The 17,986-nt window shown below is 43.8% G+C and carries 18 protein-coding genes; 9 read left to right on the top strand and 9 right to left on the bottom strand.

All coding sequences use genetic code 11. The annotated features are described in order from the left end of the window. Positions 1–22 precede the first annotated feature (22 nt). From AC1DXF_RS12080 to AC1DXF_RS12065, 4 genes are all read right to left on the bottom strand, one after another. Entirely contained in the window at positions 23–1,264 is a 1,242-nt protein-coding gene (locus AC1DXF_RS12080) for a YdcF family protein (protein WP_477448881.1), read from the bottom strand. Positions 1,265–1,479: 215 nt separating this feature from the next. Then, positions 1,480–4,068: a TonB-dependent receptor gene (locus AC1DXF_RS12075; RefSeq protein ID WP_477448879.1), complete on the bottom strand. Its 2,589-nt coding sequence runs from the start codon at positions 4,066–4,068 to the stop codon at positions 1,480–1,482. A 100-nt stretch (positions 4,069–4,168) separates the two neighbouring features. Continuing rightward, positions 4,169–4,510, bottom strand: a complete 342-nt coding sequence (locus tag AC1DXF_RS12070) for a winged helix-turn-helix domain-containing protein (protein ID WP_477448877.1) — start codon at positions 4,508–4,510, stop codon at positions 4,169–4,171. Between the two features lie 155 nt (positions 4,511–4,665). After that, on the bottom strand, positions 4,666–4,998 hold the full coding sequence (locus AC1DXF_RS12065; RefSeq protein ID WP_477448875.1) for a hypothetical protein: 333 nt from the start codon (positions 4,996–4,998) through the stop codon (positions 4,666–4,668). 439 nt (positions 4,999–5,437) lie between these two features. On the opposite strand from AC1DXF_RS12065, the gene AC1DXF_RS12060 reads away from it, so the two are divergent. Both AC1DXF_RS12060 and AC1DXF_RS12055 read left to right on the top strand, forming a co-directional pair. Continuing rightward, on the top strand, positions 5,438–6,922 hold the full coding sequence (locus tag AC1DXF_RS12060) for an aldehyde dehydrogenase (NADP(+)) (RefSeq protein WP_477448873.1): 1,485 nt from the start codon (positions 5,438–5,440) through the stop codon (positions 6,920–6,922). Between the two features lie 77 nt (positions 6,923–6,999). Further along, a complete protein-coding gene (locus tag AC1DXF_RS12055) occupies positions 7,000–7,464 on the top strand; it encodes an SMI1/KNR4 family protein (protein WP_477448871.1) in 465 nt (154 codons plus the stop codon). Between the two features lie 30 nt (positions 7,465–7,494). Here the strand turns inward: AC1DXF_RS12055 and AC1DXF_RS12050 are convergent, their stop codons facing one another. The 3 genes from AC1DXF_RS12050 to AC1DXF_RS12040 form a co-directional block, all read right to left on the bottom strand. Further along, positions 7,495–7,890 carry a hypothetical protein gene (locus AC1DXF_RS12050; protein WP_477448869.1) on the bottom strand — a complete coding sequence of 132 codons (396 nt, stop codon included), beginning with the start codon at positions 7,888–7,890 and terminating at the stop codon, positions 7,495–7,497. Between the two features lie 110 nt (positions 7,891–8,000). Then, a complete protein-coding gene (locus tag AC1DXF_RS12045; protein WP_477448868.1) occupies positions 8,001–8,540 on the bottom strand; it encodes a TolB-like translocation protein in 540 nt (179 codons plus the stop codon). Positions 8,541–8,645: 105 nt separating this feature from the next. Next, the gene (locus tag AC1DXF_RS12040; protein ID WP_477448866.1) at positions 8,646–9,458 is read right to left on the bottom strand and encodes a DUF3108 domain-containing protein; all 813 of its coding nucleotides are present in this window, start codon (positions 9,456–9,458) and stop codon (positions 8,646–8,648) included. A gap of 269 nt (positions 9,459–9,727) precedes the next feature. Here AC1DXF_RS12040 and recF point away from each other — a divergent pair, with 269 nt between their 5' ends. Both recF and AC1DXF_RS12030 read left to right on the top strand, forming a co-directional pair. Beyond that, positions 9,728–10,828, top strand: a complete 1,101-nt coding sequence (gene recF, locus AC1DXF_RS12035; protein WP_477448864.1) for a DNA replication/repair protein RecF — start codon at positions 9,728–9,730, stop codon at positions 10,826–10,828. Continuing rightward, complete coding sequence (locus tag AC1DXF_RS12030) at positions 10,821–11,111, top strand: DciA family protein (protein ID WP_477448862.1); 291 nt, start codon at positions 10,821–10,823, stop codon at positions 11,109–11,111. The genes recF and AC1DXF_RS12030 overlap by 8 nt, the downstream gene beginning before the upstream one ends. A 459-nt stretch (positions 11,112–11,570) precedes the next feature. Here the strand turns inward: AC1DXF_RS12030 and AC1DXF_RS12025 are convergent, their stop codons facing one another. Further along, on the bottom strand, positions 11,571–11,990 hold the full coding sequence (locus AC1DXF_RS12025) for a nucleoside-diphosphate kinase (protein WP_477448860.1): 420 nt from the start codon (positions 11,988–11,990) through the stop codon (positions 11,571–11,573). Between the two features lie 201 nt (positions 11,991–12,191). Between AC1DXF_RS12025 and AC1DXF_RS12020 the strand changes: the two genes are divergently transcribed. Genes AC1DXF_RS12020 through AC1DXF_RS12000 form a run of 5 tightly spaced genes read left to right on the top strand, consistent with a single transcriptional unit; the run spans position 12,192 to position 17,107 of the window. Continuing rightward, complete coding sequence (locus AC1DXF_RS12020) at positions 12,192–13,202, top strand: DHH family phosphoesterase (RefSeq protein ID WP_477448858.1); 1,011 nt, start codon at positions 12,192–12,194, stop codon at positions 13,200–13,202. Position 13,203: 1 nt separating this feature from the next. Further along, on the top strand, positions 13,204–14,196 hold the full coding sequence (locus tag AC1DXF_RS12015) for an FKBP-type peptidyl-prolyl cis-trans isomerase (protein ID WP_477448856.1): 993 nt from the start codon (positions 13,204–13,206) through the stop codon (positions 14,194–14,196). Positions 14,197–14,252: 56 nt separating this feature from the next. Beyond that, positions 14,253–15,233, top strand: coding sequence for an FKBP-type peptidyl-prolyl cis-trans isomerase (locus tag AC1DXF_RS12010; RefSeq protein WP_477448854.1), 981 nt, complete (start codon positions 14,253–14,255; stop codon positions 15,231–15,233). Positions 15,234–15,281: 48 nt separating this feature from the next. Next, positions 15,282–16,049 (top strand): TatD family hydrolase, encoded by a 768-nt coding sequence (locus tag AC1DXF_RS12005; RefSeq protein WP_477448852.1) that lies wholly within the window; start codon positions 15,282–15,284, stop codon positions 16,047–16,049. A gap of 35 nt (positions 16,050–16,084) precedes the next feature. Then, complete coding sequence (locus AC1DXF_RS12000; RefSeq protein ID WP_477448850.1) at positions 16,085–17,107, top strand: asparaginase; 1,023 nt, start codon at positions 16,085–16,087, stop codon at positions 17,105–17,107. A gap of 324 nt (positions 17,108–17,431) precedes the next feature. On the opposite strand, the gene AC1DXF_RS11995 is transcribed toward AC1DXF_RS12000, so the two are convergent. Then, on the bottom strand, positions 17,432–17,977 hold the full coding sequence (locus AC1DXF_RS11995) for a GNAT family N-acetyltransferase (protein ID WP_477448848.1): 546 nt from the start codon (positions 17,975–17,977) through the stop codon (positions 17,432–17,434). Positions 17,978–17,986 lie beyond the last annotated feature (9 nt).

Raw genomic sequence — 17,986 nt, 5'->3', positions numbered from 1 at the left:
CTTTCGACTTCAGACTCAAGACCTATGGATCCAGCGGCTCAAGCGGGTTTATTTGTAACGATGCGATAGTGGGGTAAAACTCCTGCTCGGTATTTGATAATCGCCGGCCCAGGGAATAGGGCATATAACCCAAATCAGCCATGCAGCGCTTATCCATATACGATATGTAATAACTCTGTATTTTATTGGTCGAGGTAATAAAGGGTTTATTAAAAGGCATCCCGTACCTGAATATCAGGCGCGCGCAGTTGCGCAGGTTGGTAGTGGTATGGCGTGCCTGGGGTTCAATAAAAATGGCGTTTTCGGGAATTTTCAGCTGGTTAACCAGGAATTTTTTCATTTCCTCGCCCTCGCTAAACCTGGTTTTAAACGGATGTACCCTGCCGCCCGATACCATTATAAATGGTGTTAATCCCTGGGCAAATTTCAAAGCGGCAATTTTGCAGCGTGCTATACTACCTTTACTGATAGATATTCCTGGTTTATCCGGCCCTTCGCCCGGCACCAGTATCAACGTATACTGATATTTTTTCCAGTTGATGGTTTTTAAACGATTATAGGCCGCTTTATTGGCCTTTTGCTCCATCGGCTCGTCATTGGCGGCATCGTTGCGCCCGTTAACATCTAAACTATGCAGGGCATAATTAAGCGATGGTAAATAAAAAAGCTTTGTACTGCCATATTGTTTCGCGATGGCTTCGGCCCCATTGGCAATTAATTTGGGGTAAGTATTGCGGTATACGTTAAAGTTGATGGAATCCACATCCGGAAAGTTTGGCTTTTTGCCTTCGGCATACACTTCAATGGTGTGGTTTACGGCCAGGGCATCCTGTTCCCAGGCTTTTACCAGCAATGAAGCCGGCAACAGGGAATCATATTTAATATAACAACCCGAAGGGATCAAATGATTTTTAACCAGCAGCCCCAAAGCATTGGTGGGCTTATATAAGGCGACAAGCCTGGCGCTGGTTGTTTTTATTTCCTGTTCCGAAAATTTCAACGGCTGTATAATGCTGCGAAAGTCCTTATTCGCCTTTAACGAATCCTGTAGCTTTTTAATTTTAGCCTGCACCAGGCGTACCAAAGCAGCATCGCTGCCAATAAGCTTAGTGGCCGGGGCATAGTTTTGAAACAGGTTTAAAAGGTAATAATTTTTGATCTCGGTATAGTTTTTCCCAACCAGCCGGTATTGCTGACTGGCAGTTTGCGCACTCGCAAATAGCGTGATAAAGCTGATAAACAGCACCAGGAAAACTCTCTTCATAAATAGGTTCAAAGAAACAATGTTTCGGATTAAATTTAAGTAAACAAAGTGTTAATCAATAAAATAGCCCCTTTGTTTTAGCTCGAATAAAAAATGCCTGCAATATGGCGCATATCACATGGCGGCGAAGACTCACCCTGGCTACGCTGCGTAGCCAAAGTGAGTCTTCGCCGGCGTTCAAGCAAATGTTATGGGATTTTATCCCCCGCCCCCCCTCATTTAATATTCAGCGTAAGCGTGGTGTAATAAAACCCACCAATGGCCGGGCCGCCTAAAAACGAGTAGTAATATTGGTTGGTAAGGTTACTGGCCCCAATTTTTACATTAAGGCCTGTTTTTACAAAATCGTAATTAACCTGGGCATCAATAGTACCATATGAAGCTACATTACCATTAACCAGAAACGATTGCCAGTAAAAACCGCTTTGCCATTTATAGGTGGCATTAAAGCCAAAATTGCCAGCAACATGGTTGCCGCCGAAGGAGTAATTGGTTATCCACTGCGGCGTGTTAAAGCCATCTTCCAGGGCATCTTCATTGGCCGTACGTTGCAACCTGGCATAGGATACGTTGCCGGTAACAATATATTTTTGCCATAGGCGATAGGATAAACCCAGGCTGCCGCCAATGTTGTAAACTACGCTTTGCGAATTTGTCCATACGCGGTATCGGGCCTGTTTGGTTTTATCGTTCAGGTAATAAGGGACAGAATCGGGCCTGGCGGTGCCGGGTACGTTCAATTCAATCTGGCCGATAAAATTATTGTAGCGGTTATAGTAAAAGTCCGCATCAACACTCAGGTCGCCATTAAAAAACAACGACTTGTAGCCCGCCTCGAATGAGTTGATGTGCTCGGGCTGCAGGTAGGTGTAAGTATTCTTTTTAAGCATGCCTTTCTCTTTTTCGATAGCCGCACTGGTTGACATACCCGCATTAAAATCATTTTTGACCGCCGCCTGGAAAGCATCTATCGACGTACGCACATAGGAGTTTTCAAAGACGCCGCTCGATACCACCCTTAAACCGCCAACCCGTTTTACGCCACCACTGTTCACATTACTAAATGCTTCGAAAATACTTGGAAAGCGATAGCCGCTCTGAAACGACACCCGGAAATTCTGCCCGGGAACCGGCGAAAATACAGCAGTGAAACGTGGGTTCAACTTCAGGCTAAAGTAGTCGTTTTTATCGGCCCGTAAAGTAGCCGAAAGCTTCAGCTCCTCATCAAAAAGCGATTTGGCAAACTGCACAAAGCCACCGGTTTTACTGTAGTCAAGGTTACTATGCTCCTTCCCCTTTACGTAATTAATAAAGTAGTTACCATCCGGGTGGATGATGTAGGTACGGTGATCAAAACCTGCCAGCAGATCAAGGCCTGTTTGTTTTTTAAAGTTTGATGAAATGGCATTCGAGATATCTACCTGCCCTTCGGCATGCCACATATCATCTTTAACCCGCAATGCCGCGCCAACATCCCAGTTATTGATATCAGCCAGTTTATCAAGCGTAGCTTTAAATGCAGCGGCACCCGGCTGGTAGCGCCCGGCATCGGCCAGCTGGCGGGCCAGCTGTAAGGCCTGCGGCACGGTAGCACCTGCGAATGTAGCCGTATTAAAACCCTTGGTAAAATCGGCATACCAGGTATTGTCGTCTTTGTAGTTACGGTCTATATTTTCGGCGGCCGACCGCAGGTTGTACGATTTGCCGGTGTTCTCGCTGGTCCAGTAGGCGCGTACCTGGTAAATATTATTCTTCAGTTCAAGCGCGTGTTGCTGTAAAATATAGCCCGACAGCCTGAAACGGTTGGCCCGCTGGTAAATATTATCCAGATCGGCAAAGCGGTAGGTGTAGGTTAGGCGGGTATTATCGTTAATTTTATAAGCCAGGCCAACATCAACCTTTACATTGTGCAGGTTGTAGCTGGTTACGTCCTTTTCGGCATAACCGGTGCGGGCAATGGAGTATTGCTTACCACCCAGGGTTACGGTTTTCCTGTCGGATGATTCGTTGCCATAACCATTCACCGGGTCGTAACCTGGGTTATCAGGTCCGCCGGCGATACCTAATTTTGCGTTGGCCGTAGCGTTCAAATCGTTGCTGTTATCAGCAATCCAATCATAGCCCGTGGTATAAGTCCCGTTTATTTTAAAGGCGATTTTTTTGGAGATAGCCTTGGCCAGCCTGAAACTGGTTTCGGAAAACAGCTTTGCAGACGTTTCCGAATCGCCAATGTGGTTGATGCCTGTTTTTTGCTGAATGCTGATGCCCTGGCTGGTAAAAGGATCTTTGGTGATAAAATTGGCCAACCCGTTGATGGCATTTAAGCCATATAGGGCCGAGGCTGTGCCGGGGATGATCTCTACACTTTCAATATCCAAATCGCTTGGGCCCATGGCATCACCTATGGGCGCGCCAATATGGGGTGCCTGGTTATCAACCCCATCAACCAGCTGCGTAAAACGTACGTTGGTGGTATTGGCAAAGCCACGGGTATTAATAATCCTGAAACCCAGGCTGGGGGTTATCAGCTGTACCCCCTTCACATTTTCCAGCGCGTCAAAAAATGAAGGCGCGGCCGATCGCCGAAAATCGGCGGCGGTTATTTTTTCGATACTTACCGGCGACCGTAAAATATTTTCGCTGACGCGCGATGCGGATACCACTACCTCGCCAAGTTCCCGCTTTTTAATTTGTGTTGTATCGTTTTTCTCCGCGATGGTATCTTTCGCCTTTTTGTTGCTTTGGGCAAACAAACCGCCGCCTGCAAATAATATCATTAATAATAAAAAGTAATCTTTTTTCATACCATCGATCAGAATTTCGATATGCTTTTATTTATATAACGAAAGTAAAAAATAAACCGGTTATGCAAACCGGTGTCCTGATTTATTTTTACTTTATATTTTATACCTGGATAAGCGGGCTATTTTCCTTCAAAAACTCCTTGAACTTAGTATGGAACAGCTTAAATTGTTCAATAGCCTTCAATCCTTTTTCGGTAAGCTCGGCCTTGCCACCGCCCTTGCCACCCCGCTGCGAAATAACCACCGGCGAACCAAAATGCTCGTTCATATAATTAATAATATCCCATGCCTGCCTGTACGACATTTTCATTTGCAATGCCGCCTGCCTTAAGGAACCCGATTGCTGTATACGCTCCAGCAGTTCAACCCTGCCATGGCCCATTAGCTTTCCGTCGGCAGTTTCAAACCAGATCCGTCCGTTTAAATTTAACTCCTTGTGCATGTTACAAAAAATCAGCGTTGAACATGGTACAAATATATCATAACAAATAATCTTAGCCCCAACTTTTGTACCTGGTGATGCTATATGCTAAAACCTCACAAAAAAAGACGCATGTGATGCGCCTTTACAATTTTCTACAATGCGGAACGCATTATTTATGTCCTTGGTCTTTTCGGATTAAAGGCCACCAGGTAATTCAAATCTTCAACCGGTGGATTACGCTCGTCAGTTTTTTGTGGTTCTTTGTTGAACGATTGGTTAAGACGCGTTTTTACGGTATGAAATACCTGTAACAAAATTTCGGGGCCAACTTTGGCGGCGATGGTTGGGTAATAATCTTTTTGAATCCTTATCCTATCGGTATTGGTTACCATGCTTAACTCCCAGCTGTCTTCGGCCTTAAAGCCAAATTCTTTAGCGGTGTTCAGCAGGTCGTACATATACATGCGGGTTTCGGTTTCAATAGATCTTTCAGCAGCAACTGTCATATGATTATTTTTTTACGGTATTGCAGCCCCTTAAAGGCTGGTATTATGTTAAAGCTTAACTATCACCGTATCAGAAAATGGCAACGCCTAAGTTATGTAGTATATTAAGGAAGGAATTGTTGAAAGATAGCTATAATTTACCGGGAAATCGCATTTATTAAATATTAATTAAAAGGCAGGTATATTAAAGCCCTCCAACAAGCCAAAAAATACATCTCCACTGCCGGGGATTATGCCTTCACTGAATCATAAATGAAAATAATGTGTGTCGCGAAAACACCGCAGGCGACAAAAAACAACTTTGCAAATCATCTCCAAAAAACGACAAAATACTGTTAGTACCTGTTAGAAAACACCCACCGCTTTTGTCCCGCTTTAAATATATTTGCCTAAACATACATGCGGTGCAAACCGTTGTTAATTCAAACTCACATCTGCCATGGCAAATAATTTTAAAGAAGCAAGCGTTAACGAAATAAACCAGGTAATGCAACAGGCGCAAACCGCATTTGAAGCTTACCAGCAAACAAGCACCGAGCAAAAAAGTCTGTTTTTAGAGGCTATCGCTGCTGAAATTGAAGCTTTAGGCGATGCCTTACTGCAAAAAGCATCCGAAGAAACCAACCTGCCTATTCCCCGTTTAACCGGCGAGCGCGCCCGTACCACAGGCCAGCTGCGCATGTTTGCCACTATGCTGCGCGAAGGCAGCTGGGTTGAGGCCAGTATTGATACAGCCAATCCCGACAGGGCGCCATTGCCCAAGCCCGATGTTCGTAAAATGCTTACCCCTTTGGGGCCGGTAGTTGTTTTTGGGGCGAGTAATTTCCCGTTCGCCTACTCTACAGCCGGTGGTGATACCGCGAGCGCTTTGGCCGCAGGTTGTCCGGTTGTGGTAAAAGCCCATCCCGCCCATGCCGAAACTTCGGAGATGGTGTACAGCGCTATTAAAAAAGCCATTGTAAGCAGCAATATGCCTGAACATATTTTTCAGCATGTACACGGCACCTCGTTTGAAAGTGGCAAAGCTTTGGTGCAGGCTGATGAAACTGCAGCAGTTGGCTTTACCGGATCAACCGTTGGCGGTTTGGCATTACTGCAATATTCGTCGCAACGCAAAAAACCCATCCCGGTATTTTCTGAAATGGGCAGTATAAACCCTGTTGTATTTTTGCCTGATACTTTAAACAAAAACGCCGCCGATCTGGCTGCACAATATGCCGGCTCAATAACTTTGGGCATGGGCCAGTTTTGTACCAACCCGGGCCTGATGCTTGCTATTGAAGGCGACGGACTTTACAGCTTCCTGGATGCCTTAGGCAAAAGCATTGAAGCCATAAAGCCTGCCAAAATGCTGCACACGGGTATTCATACCGCTTATGAAAAAAAGAGCCATGCCGCTTTGGGGCAGAATGGTGTTAAACTAATCCAAAAATCGGCAACCGAAACACACGATATCGAAGCATTGCCAACCGTAGCACTTGTAAGCGGCGAAACATTTTTAGCCAACCCCTTATTGCACGAGGAGGTTTTTGGGCCTTACTCATTGATGGTGGGCTGTAAAGACGAGCAGGAACTGCTTAAGGTATTAAAATCAGTATCGGGCCAGTTAACCACCACCGTAATGGGTACCGATGAGGACTTTGCCGGGCATAAAGCCCTATTACAATTATTGCCATCAATAGCTGGCCGCGTATTATTTAACGGCGTACCAACTGGGGTTGAAGTTTGCCATAGCATGGTTCATGGCGGCCCTTTCCCGGCCACTACCGATAGCCGCTTTACTGCGGTAGGCACCAACGCCGTAAAACGCTGGGTGCGCCCGGTGTGCTACCAAAACTGCCCGGATGGTTTATTGCCTTTGGCATTGCAAAACGCCAACCCTTTGGGGATTTGGAGGCTGGTGGATAATGAGTGGAAGAAATAGTTCAATTAAGCCATAGCGACTAGTTAAAAACAGATGGCTATGGCTTAATATTATTTGATTATTTTGGATCATTGTACATGCTTCTTTTCAACTCCATCACCGATGTTATCAATTATCTGAAAACCAATTTAGATGATACCGATATAACCCTCAATAAGGGAGCGAGCAAAAATCAGATAGAAGCTGTAGAAAATGCCTACAACATAAAATTACCGGACGACATCCGGCAGTTTTATGAATTCACGGACGGCTTTATATCCGAAGAAGATCAATTTAGAATAATTGATCTGGATGAAATTATAACCGATGGGCGTCATGGCAACGAATTGTATTTTGCCGAATATCTTATCTATTGCGATATGTGGGGACTTAAGGTTGAGCCAGATGATCACAATCGCTATTCAATAATATACCCTTATAAGGGCGATATCATTTTAACCAATTCTTTTATCGAATTTTTGAGGCGTTTTCTTACCGGTGGCGTATTTGAAACGGGGGGATTGTACGATTGGCGAGACGAAATCATTAAACTAAATAGCTGATATTCCTGCTAAAAGAATTTCGGAGGCTTGCTACTTGCCCGAAACCACACTCGTTTCTAACGATCCATTTTCTATGGCAACAAATCTTTGCTTCTCCGTTTTTGGTATTTCAACTAACTCATATTTATTTAAGTCGATATGTGGCCAGCCTTTAATTTTCAAATAGTCCTCCACTATCAGCTTATCAATCATGATTTTTCCCTTTCCCGCCCAGTGCCGGTTTTGGCCATCTTTCTTAATACCACTTATCCAATACATCTCTTTAGTCTCTATGTCAAAACACGACCCATGTCCGTTGCCTTTAAACGCCTGCCCATTAAAGTAAATAGTTTGACCCGTTTTCGAAAACTCTACCATGCCAATCCATGCCGGACCATCATCGTGATATCCGGATTTCAATTCAATATACTTAATTTCTGATTTCATTTTTCGCCCGACAATTTATTTGAACATGGTTTCGAAATTAAACAAATTTGACCACACTGGCTTATTGTGGATACCAAGCTGTGCCAAATAAAATTTCTCCGCTTTTGCGATCAAAGCGTTGTCACCACCGTTTGCGAACCATCCGCGCTAACTACAACAGTAGTATTGCCTGCACCTTTAATTGTAACCGAATGTTTGCCATCCGGGTTCACAGTAACTAAAGTTTGTCCGTTATCAATGACTACAACATGTGTACCGTCGGGATTAACAATAGTTGAGGCGGGGCCGTTTTTTATCAGCGTAGAGTGCGAGCCGTTTGGATTAATCACAGTAACGGTCGGCCCATTTGCCCCATTGTCTATCCACAAGGAATGTGTCCCATTTGGATTTACAACGGTTGTTGTATTACCGGTTTGTGATATTACCAAATTTGTACCGTCGGTATTTACGATGTTCGCTATTTTACCGTTTTTAATTATAGTAGCCGGGGTACCGTTTGGATAAAAAAAGGTGAAATTATATATACTGTCCTTGCTTGCTGTTACAGCGTTGTAAACCGCCAGGTCGGTGGTATTAAATATCGCTGCTTGCTGGGCAAATACACTGCCGGTAAAAATAATAGACAACAGGATAAGGATAAATTTTTTCATGATGCAGCCGGTTTCCGGGTAGGACTATGGCACCCCGGAAAGGTTTAATACCGATGTCGAAAAAACTCACAAATTCAGCTTCCATCATGCAGGCCAACAAGCTGTTTACTTTCCAAACCTTTTCACCACATCGGGCGCGGCGCCTGCCATCTTAATTTTGTACCGGTATCCGCCGTTAAAAAAGTCTTCTTCCCGTAAAAACTCATGGCTATTTTTGCTTATCCAAAAGGTTTGGGTATAATGCTGGCCCTTATAATCGGCTTCGGTAAGCAGCTTCCAGCAATCAACTTTTTCGTTATCCAAAGTAGCCAGCTCTTCGCTGCCGGTTACTTTGTATACCGCGTATTCCGGAGTGTTGCTAACCGCGTCGTAAAAATTAATAGCAAACGTTTTGCCTGCTGCAAGTGGCAGCATCTCAAAGGTTTCTATATCCAGGTTCCAGTTAAAATAGGGCTCTTTAACATCCAGCGAAAAGTCCTTTGCCTGGTTGTTTTTTACGGTATCGGCACCGGCAATTTTATTACTTCCCCAATTAAAGGCCTTGGTTTTTGTACCTATGGTTTCTGAATGATAAACCGGCGTAAAGTCTGAAGCCCGGTTTGCCGAATAAACAGAACGGTACGATGCGCTATCGGCTGCATACCAATGCTGGGTTACGGTAAAAAGTTTTTCTCCATTGTGGTTTTCGGTTTCTACATTCCGCATCCAGATAGACATGCGTAGCCTACGGTCGTCTTTCAGGTTTTGAAAGTATACCAGGTACTGCCTTAGCCCCGGCTTAAGGTTGGCCGTAATAAGGCGTTTATCTTTTAAACGGATGGTATCTGTTTGCGCCAACACTTTGGGGCAGTGCGTTGCCAGCAATAGCAAAGTAAGTGTAAGGGCTATTATTTTTTCGATTATGTGTTCGGTTTTCATGGTAATTTATTGTGCCGGTAAGGGTGTTCGATGTTATTTATTAATCAAAGCTGCTTTTTCGGTTTCGGCAATAAAAATCATTTCAACGGTTGCTGTTTTATTTTTAACGCGTTTGCCTTTTTGTTCAATGGACGGTTAGGTGTCATCCGGCAAACGTGGTGCGGTACTATCAGCCATTTCAAATTCTCAAATGGCGCAGTCCTCAACAGAGTTAATTTTCAAATCCTCAAATCAATCCCATCCAACCAAAAACCTTATCTTTACAACCCATGTATCTGCAGCAGCTATCAGTTATCAATTTTAAAAATTACGAGGAGGCCGAACTTGTTTTCAGCAAGGGAGTGAATGCCTTCACGGGTAACAATGGGGCGGGCAAAACCAATTTGCTTGATGCTATACATTACCTGTCGCTTTGCAAAAGTTACTTTAACCCGATAGATAGTCAGCAGATAAAACAAGGCACCGATTTTTTTATCATAACCGGAGTTTTTAACAAAAACCAGCAAACCGAAGCCGTAGCCTGCTCGGTAAAACGAAACCAAAAAAAACAGTTTAAGCGTAATAAAAAAGACTACCAGCGCCTGGCCGATCATATTGGCCTGCTGCCATTGGTCATGATATCACCCTATGATACCAGCATTATAACCGAAGGCAGCGAGGAACGCCGCAAGTTTATTGATAACGTAATATCGCAAACAGATAACCACTACCTGGACGAGCTGATAACTTACAATAAGGTGTTAGCCAACCGCAACGCCTTATTAAAACTAATAGCCGATACCGGCCGGTACGACCCAAGCCTGCTGGAGGTGATGGATGAGCAGCTGGTACAATCGGGCAACCGCATATTTGAACGCCGAAAGGCTTTTATGGAAGGCTTTACCGAAATATTCAATAAACACTACAGCTTTTTAAGTGATGATGCCGAACTGGTAGAGTTGGCCTACGAGTCGCAATTGTTACAGGATGATTTTGCCGGGCTGTTGAAAAAAACAGTAGAGCGGGACAGGGCCCTTGAACGTACTACCGCCGGCATTCACAAAGACGACCTTCAATTTGGCATTCACGGCATGGCCATGAAAAAATTTGGATCGCAGGGGCAGCAAAAGTCATTTTTGATAGCGCTTAAACTGGCGCAGTATACTTTTTTATACCAGCAAAAAGGATTTAAACCATTGCTGTTGCTGGATGATATTTTTGATAAGCTTGACGATGAGCGAGTTACTAAACTGATGAAGATGGTAAGTAACAATGATTTTGGACAAGTGTTTATTACCGATACCAGCGTAAAGCGGGTAAAAGAGATATTTGATAAAATTGCTGTAGAGGTTAAATTATTTAATGTAAGCAAAGGAGCTATCGATGCGTAAAACAAACGACAAATCATTAAAAGAGGCCATTGAACAAATGCTTAATGTATACAAAATTAAGCGCCGCTACGATGAAACAGGCGTTATAGCTGCCTGGCCCGAGTTGGTTGGTAAATCGGTAGCAAATCGTACTAAGGAGTTGTTTATCCGCGATAAAAAATTGTTCCTACGCATTGAATCCTCGGTGATAAAACACGAATTGATGCTGATGCGCAGCCAGATTATAGATAAAATTAATACCGAAGCAAAAGGAATTTTGGTTGAGGAGATTGTATTTTTATAAACTTAATTGCAAAAAAATACCCTGATTGGGAAAACCGGGTAATTAAAGCATCATAAATAAACAATAAAAAAGGAATAGCTTTACCCTATCTTTCTCTTGAAACGCGAAGCTGACGTGAGCGGATATGTTGCCTGATGCCCAAATCATCGGTGATCATAGAGTACGCAAGGATAAACAGGCCGGGAATAACGAAAGCCAACTGAACCTCGGGGTGGCTCTTATATAGCAAAATTGTAGATGTCAATAAACATACAACAAGCAGCGTATATATGATAACTTTCAAAAACAATTTCATATCTAAATGAATTATATGGGTTTTGCCCGTTTTATAATATAGTTTAGGTTAACAAAAATCTAACCGCGTTCTGTAAAACTACAAAATTTATATTTAATAAGCCAACAGCATACCAAAATTATTTAGGGATGCAACTTTATATTACATCCCTAAACAACGGGTTATTAAAATCTCTCAAATGCCGAGAAAAAGAAGCTACCTTCAATGGCGGCATTTTCGTCCGAATCAGATCCATGAACAGCATTTGCATCAATTGATTTAGCAAACAGGTTACGGATTGTACCTTCATCCGCTTTAGCAGGATCAGTAGCGCCAATCAGTTTACGGAAATCTTCAATAGCATTATCTTTCTCCAAAATAGCTGCTACAATTGGTCCCGACGACATAAATTTTACCAGGGCGCTATAAAAAGGGCGCTCTTTGTGTACTTCGTAAAACTGGCCTGCTTTTTCGGCGCTTAAGGCGGTATATTTAAGGGCTATGATCTTAAAACCGCTTTTGGTTATTTTGTCTATAATAGCGCCAATATGCCCGTTTGCAACGGCATCCGGCTTAATCATTGTAAAAGTTCTGTTAGTCGTCATTATATTAATTGTTTTTTTTGGGTTGCAATCGAAATCTCATTAGCGGCTGCCGGTTGTTTTGTGAGCGGCCAATAGTTGCTTATTATTTAAATTTTGGCGCAAAAGTAGCTTTTTACATCTGTAAGATAAAGCTTTTTGTATTAAATTAGATGGTTTGTATTTAATTTATTTATTTAGCTTTGCAACTCTTTTTTGAAATTGATGTTAGATTTAGCCGCGCTTACAGAACTTTTAGCAAGCCCCAAAAAAATAGTGATCACTACCCATCATAAACCTGATGGTGATGCTATGGGCTCGTCATTAGGTTTGTATAATTATTTGATACAGCAAGGCCATCACGCCTCAGTTATCGCCCCTACAGATTATCCCGCTTTTTTAAGCTGGCTGCCCCGCAATGGCGATGTTATCATATATACCGAGCAAACCGAAAAGTCGGCGGAGTTAATTGCCGCTGCCGACCTTATATTTTGCCTTGATTTTAACGCCTTAAGCCGTATTAATGAAATGGGCGTTTTGGTTGGCGAAAGCAAGGCCTATAAAATCATGATAGATCATCACCTGGAACCACAGGATTTTGATGACTACCGGCACTGGAATATTAATGCCTGCGCGACGGCCCAGCTTATTTATGATTTTATTGTTAACGAGCTGCACCATCGCGAATTGATTAACGCAGATGTAGCAACCTGTTTATATACCGGCATCATGACCGATTCCGCATCGTTCCGTTTGCCCAACACCACATCAACCGTACACCGCATTGTGGCCGATTTGATTGACCTGGGCGCGGTTAACTGGCGCATTCATGAACTGGTGTACAATAGCGCAACCGAAAACCGTTTGAGATTTTTAGGACATTGCCTGGCCAATTGCCTGGAAGTGCTGCCCGAATACCATACCGCCATTATTGCCGTTAATAATACTGACCTGCATAAATATGATGTTGATACCGGCGATACCGAAGGCATTGTAAACTACGCGTTATCGATGGCCGATATAAAATTGGCGGCGTTCATAGTGGAGCGCAGCGATAGGGTAAAGCTTTCGTTACGGTCAAAAGGCGAGTTTCCGGCAAACGAAATTTGCAAAAAATATTTTGATGGCGGCGGCCACCGCAATGCGGCCGGCGGTCATTCAAGTAATAGCCTTGAACAGGTTGTACAACAATTCAAAACCATATTACCCGAATATAAAAAACTATTAAATCAATAAAATGAAACAAAAATTAATGTTCCTGGCCATTGCTGCAATTGGATTTACAAGTTGCAACGGAGGCTTTAAAAAAGGAGATGCCGGATTACTTTATAACATCCACACATCTAAAGGCGGTACACATATTAAAGATGGCGACTTCGTGAGCGTAAATATGATTGTAAAAACCGATGGCGATTCGGTATTGAGCAATACTTATGATATGGGCCACCCTATCATCATTATGCCAATGCCTAAACCACAGGCCAAAGGTGATATTTATGCCGGTCTTGAAATGCTTGGCGAAGGTGATAGCGCTACTTTTAAAGTACCTACCGATTCGATATTTAAAGGTGGCCAGCAACGCCCGCCAAACCTGAAAGGCAAGTTTTTAATATTCCAGGTTAATATCAACAAAGTATTGGCAAAAGGTGCGCTTACCGAACAGGTTTTCCGTGGCAGGGTACAGGATTACCTAAAAACCCTTACCGAAGGCATGAAAGCGCAGGAGCCGGGCAAAATCAAAAAATACATTGCCGATCATAACCTTAAAGTTACAACTACATCATCTGGCTTAAATTACGTTATTACCACGCCAGGTACAGGCCCAACCCCTGCAATTGGCGATACCGCTGTTGTTAACTATACCGGCAGGCTTCCAAATGGTAAAATATTTGAAACCAGTGTTAAGGAAGTAGCGATTAAAGAAAAACAACCGATGGAACCAGGTCGCCAGTATGCGCCTATCCGTATCCCGGTTGGCCAGGCCAAGGTAATACCAGGCTGGGACGAAGGCTTGCAGCTGATGAACAAAGGATCAAAAGCCACATTTGTTATCCCTTCGGCTATTGCTTATAAAGATCAGGGTGTTGGTCCAATCGGCCCCTACACACCAATTATTTTCGAAATGGAAATGGTTGAAATTGTGAAACCTGATCCAAATGCACCAAAACCGGTTGAGCCACAGATGCAAATGCAACAGGCGCCAAGCCAGTCGCAACCTACTCAAAAATAAGTTATAACTCTTTTACAGCCTTCCCGACCCACGTCAGGAAGGCTTTTTTTATTTTTATGAAAAACATTCTTTCTCTATTAACAGCCCTGCTTGGCATAGCTACATTAACCGCCCGTGCACAGGATGGTTTACAAACCACGCCCGCCGGCGCCCAATATCAGATTTTTACCCATAACACCGGCGAAAAAATTAAACTGAACGATATTGTTTACTTTAACTATATCCAGATGACCGATAAGGACTCGGTTTTATACAGCTCATTTAAAACAGGCAAACCCCAGCCGGCACAAATCCGCCCATCGCAAAACGTAGCCGATTTGATGGATATTTTCCCGCTGCTTACCCTAAATGATAGCGCACTGGTGAAAGTACCTACCGACTCTATTTTTAAAGGGCACGAAGAAGCTCGTCCGCCGTTTTTCCCTAAAGGCAGCAAGCTGGTGTTTATCCTTAAAATTATCAAAGTACAATCGTTACAGGAAGCCATGGCCGAACGTACAGCGGCTATCGAGAAGATGAAATCACAGGAAGCCATTGAAACTAATACCTACATAACAGCAAACAAACTAAGCCCGGTTACAACAGCATCCGGCTTAAAGTATATTGTAACCAAGGCATCTGCCCTGCGCAAGCCGTTGAATGGCGATACCGTGATGGTTAATTATACCGGCAGGCTATTAAATGGCCAAATGTTTGATTCAAGCATCGAAGCCGACGCTAAAACAGGCGGCGTTCATCAGCCGGGCCGTCCATACGAGCCGCTCCCGGTTGTATTGGGCGAGCACAGGGTAATACCGGGCTGGGAAGAAGGCCTGGCTTTATTGCACGAAGGATCAAAAGCCAAATTCATAGTCCCGTCAAAATTGGGCTACGGCGAGCAGGGTATGGGCAATGGCGCCATCCCGCCCTACGCAACCCTGGTGTTCGACCTTGAAATTGTAAAAGTAAAACCCGGCAAACATGCGCCTGCTGCTGTAAAGCCAGGTGTTAAGCACACGGTGAAGAAGAAAACAGCCCTAAGTAAAAAGAAAAATTAAGCTTAAAAGCCTTCCCGATAAACCGGGGAGGCTTTTTACTTTTGCAATATGGTATTAACAGACACACATACCCATTTATACTACGAAACTATTGCCGATAAGCGCGCGGCCCTTGTACAGCGCTGCATCGATCATGATATCTCCAGGTTATTTTTACCTAACGTAGATGCCGCTTCGGTACCGCTGGTTTATGACCTGGTACAGGCTTACCCCAATTTATGTTACCCTATGCTGGGTTTGCACCCATGCTCGGTAAAGGCCGGCTGGGAACAGGAACTGGCAACCATTAAAGCCGCCCAGGGGCAGCATCCGATATATGCCATCGGCGAAATTGGTATCGATCTGTATTGGGACAAAACTTTTTTAACCGGACAGATTGAAGCATTCAAACAGCAAATTGACTGGGCAAAAAGCCTCGATTTGCCTATAGTAATCCATTGCCGGGATGCTTATAACGAAGTTTATGAAGTGTTACAGCAGGAAAATGACGAGAAGCTGCGCGGTATATTTCACTGCTTTGGCGGCACTGTACAACAGGCTCATCAGGTTATTGACTTAGGGTTTTACCTGGGTATAGGCGGTGTGGTTACCTATAAAAATTCGGGGCTGGATAAAGTTGTGGCCGAAATTGATTTAAAGCATATAGTTTTAGAAACAGATTCTCCGTACCTTACGCCCGTTCCGTTCCGGGGTAAACCTAATGAAAGCTCGTACTTGATTTATATTGCCCAAAAAGTGGCGGACCTGCACCAAACCAGTGTGGAGGAGATTGCGCGCGTAACAACCGAAAATTCCAGGCTGATATTTGGAATATAATAATTGAAATGTTTATACAGCATAATACTTAATTAATGAGCCAGATACTGATCATTTACACCGGCGGTACCATAGGCATGATGAGCGATCCTGTAACCAAGGTGCTCAGGCCTATCAACTTTGAGCAAATAATGGATAACGTGCCCGAGTTAGAGAAGCTTAACTGCCGTATTAAAGTGCACTCTTTTGATGAGATCATCGATTCATCAAACATGAACCCAGCTATCTGGAGCGACCTGGCCGGCCTTATCGAATCAAACTATCATGATAATGATGGTTTTGTGATCCTTCACGGTTCAGATACCATGGCCTATACCGCATCGGCACTAAGCTTTATGCTCGAAAACCTGGGCAAGCCCATCATTTTTACCGGTTCGCAATTGCCTATCAGTGCCATCCGCACCGATGCGAAGGAAAATCTGATGACCGCCATCGAAATTGCCAAAGCCAAAAAGAACGACCGCGCCCGCGTACCCGAAGTTTGTATCTACTTTGATTACAAACTCTTCCGTGGTAACCGCGCCTTTAAATATAATTCATCCAAATTCGAGGCCTTCCGGTCGCCAAATTACCCTATCCTGGCCGAGAGCGGTGTACACCTTAAATTCAGCGCCAACGATATCCGGCACCCGCAGGATGGCGACGATCTCATCATCCACAACAACCTTATAAGCGATGTAGGTGTATTAAAGCTTTACCCAGGCATAGGCACAAAAGTGGTTGAGGCCATTTTAAATGCTGATGTACGAGGCGTTGTAATGGAAACTTTTGGAGCCGGCAATACCACAACCGACAGCTGGTTCCTTAACCTGCTGGAAAAAGCCATTAAAGATGGTAAAGTGATTGTAGATATCTCGCAATGTAAAGTAGGCACCGTTGAGCTTGGCCGCTACGAAACCAGCAAGCAACTTAAAGACATGGGTGTAGCCAACGGTTACGATATGACCTTTGAATCGGCAGTAACCAAAATGATGTACCTGCTGGGCAAATTTGACGACCCAGCCCTGGTAAAACATTACATGGAGACGGATTTGCGGGGCGAGATAACGGTATCGTAGCCACAACCCATGCGTAATTTCTTGTGCGCATATCGGCTTATCATGCAAAAACTTTTGTCATTTCGAATGAGCGAGAAGGAGCCTGTGAAGTGGTGCGAAAGAGAAATCTTGTACGCCCTGCATTCCGATAAGCATGTTGGACTACAGGGCGTACAAGATTTTTCGCTATCGCTCAAGAGATAGTTTCTCCTCACGCCGTCGCTCAATGCCCTCCCTTGTTCGTCGAAATGACAATAATTTTGATCTGGACTTGTGGCTTTCGGCTCACAATCGGCTCATATCGGCTCTTATCAGCTCAACAACATCCATTTTGTAGCCTGCATATCAATCTAAATACCGTTTCATCAACAAATCTGTCTGCAAATCATCGCCCAGTTGAAAATCGTGCGAGCCAAACACCTCAAAGCCATTCTTTTTATAAAAAGCCAGGGCCTTGGCGTTGTGCTCCCAAACGCCAAGCCATATGTAGGCTTTCTTCATCTGCACGGCAATCTCAAGCGCCTTATCAAAAAGTAACTGCCCTACCTTTTTGCCATGAAAAGCTTTCAGTACGTAAATTCTTTCTACTTCTAAAGCATTATCATCCTTTACGTCGGTTTGTGCCGGCCCGTGGTTAATTTTTACGTAGCCAACTATATCGCCGTCAACCTGTGCCATATAAAATTCCGAATAAGGGTTATTAACCTCACCGGCCAGTTTCTCGTCGGCAAAGGCAGTTGTCAGATATTCCTCCATATTCTCGGGCGTGTTCAAATGCGCGAAGGCTTCGTTAAAGGTTTCGATGCCAATTGTTTTTAAAGTATGGATGTTTTGCATATCCACTTTAATAAACCGGATGCCGGCGTCGTTTATGGTCATTGTATCGGTCATGATGATGTT

Source organism: Mucilaginibacter sp. P2_A5, from assembly GCF_056404995.1.
This window is presented reverse-complemented; position numbering and strand designations above follow the sequence as displayed.

What these genes read in the sequence shown, in the direction of transcription:
- AC1DXF_RS12000 (WP_477448850.1), top strand. Translation starts at nt 16,085, where the DNA reads ATGAGCCAGATACTGATCATTTACACCGGCGGTACCATAGGCATGATG.
- AC1DXF_RS12070 (WP_477448877.1), bottom strand. Translation starts at nt 4,510, where the DNA reads ATGCACAAGGAGTTAAATTTAAACGGACGGATCTGGTTTGAAACTGCC.
- AC1DXF_RS12075 (WP_477448879.1), bottom strand. Translation starts at nt 4,068, where the DNA reads ATGAAAAAAGATTACTTTTTATTATTAATGATATTATTTGCAGGCGGC.
- AC1DXF_RS12065 (WP_477448875.1), bottom strand. Translation starts at nt 4,998, where the DNA reads ATGACAGTTGCTGCTGAAAGATCTATTGAAACCGAAACCCGCATGTAT.
- AC1DXF_RS12060 (WP_477448873.1), top strand. Translation starts at nt 5,438, where the DNA reads ATGGCAAATAATTTTAAAGAAGCAAGCGTTAACGAAATAAACCAGGTA.
- AC1DXF_RS12080 (WP_477448881.1), bottom strand. Translation starts at nt 1,264, where the DNA reads ATGAAGAGAGTTTTCCTGGTGCTGTTTATCAGCTTTATCACGCTATTT.
- AC1DXF_RS12040 (WP_477448866.1), bottom strand. Translation starts at nt 9,458, where the DNA reads ATGAAAACCGAACACATAATCGAAAAAATAATAGCCCTTACACTTACT.
- AC1DXF_RS12050 (WP_477448869.1), bottom strand. Translation starts at nt 7,890, where the DNA reads ATGAAATCAGAAATTAAGTATATTGAATTGAAATCCGGATATCACGAT.
- AC1DXF_RS12025 (WP_477448860.1), bottom strand. Translation starts at nt 11,990, where the DNA reads ATGACGACTAACAGAACTTTTACAATGATTAAGCCGGATGCCGTTGCA.
- AC1DXF_RS11995 (WP_477448848.1), bottom strand. Translation starts at nt 17,977, where the DNA reads ATGACCGATACAATGACCATAAACGACGCCGGCATCCGGTTTATTAAA.
- AC1DXF_RS12005 (WP_477448852.1), top strand. Translation starts at nt 15,282, where the DNA reads ATGGTATTAACAGACACACATACCCATTTATACTACGAAACTATTGCC.
- AC1DXF_RS12030 (WP_477448862.1), top strand. Translation starts at nt 10,821, where the DNA reads ATGCGTAAAACAAACGACAAATCATTAAAAGAGGCCATTGAACAAATG.
- recF (WP_477448864.1), top strand. Translation starts at nt 9,728, where the DNA reads ATGTATCTGCAGCAGCTATCAGTTATCAATTTTAAAAATTACGAGGAG.
- AC1DXF_RS12015 (WP_477448856.1), top strand. Translation starts at nt 13,204, where the DNA reads ATGAAACAAAAATTAATGTTCCTGGCCATTGCTGCAATTGGATTTACA.
- AC1DXF_RS12010 (WP_477448854.1), top strand. Translation starts at nt 14,253, where the DNA reads ATGAAAAACATTCTTTCTCTATTAACAGCCCTGCTTGGCATAGCTACA.
- AC1DXF_RS12045 (WP_477448868.1), bottom strand. Translation starts at nt 8,540, where the DNA reads ATGAAAAAATTTATCCTTATCCTGTTGTCTATTATTTTTACCGGCAGT.
- AC1DXF_RS12055 (WP_477448871.1), top strand. Translation starts at nt 7,000, where the DNA reads ATGCTTCTTTTCAACTCCATCACCGATGTTATCAATTATCTGAAAACC.
- AC1DXF_RS12020 (WP_477448858.1), top strand. Translation starts at nt 12,192, where the DNA reads ATGTTAGATTTAGCCGCGCTTACAGAACTTTTAGCAAGCCCCAAAAAA.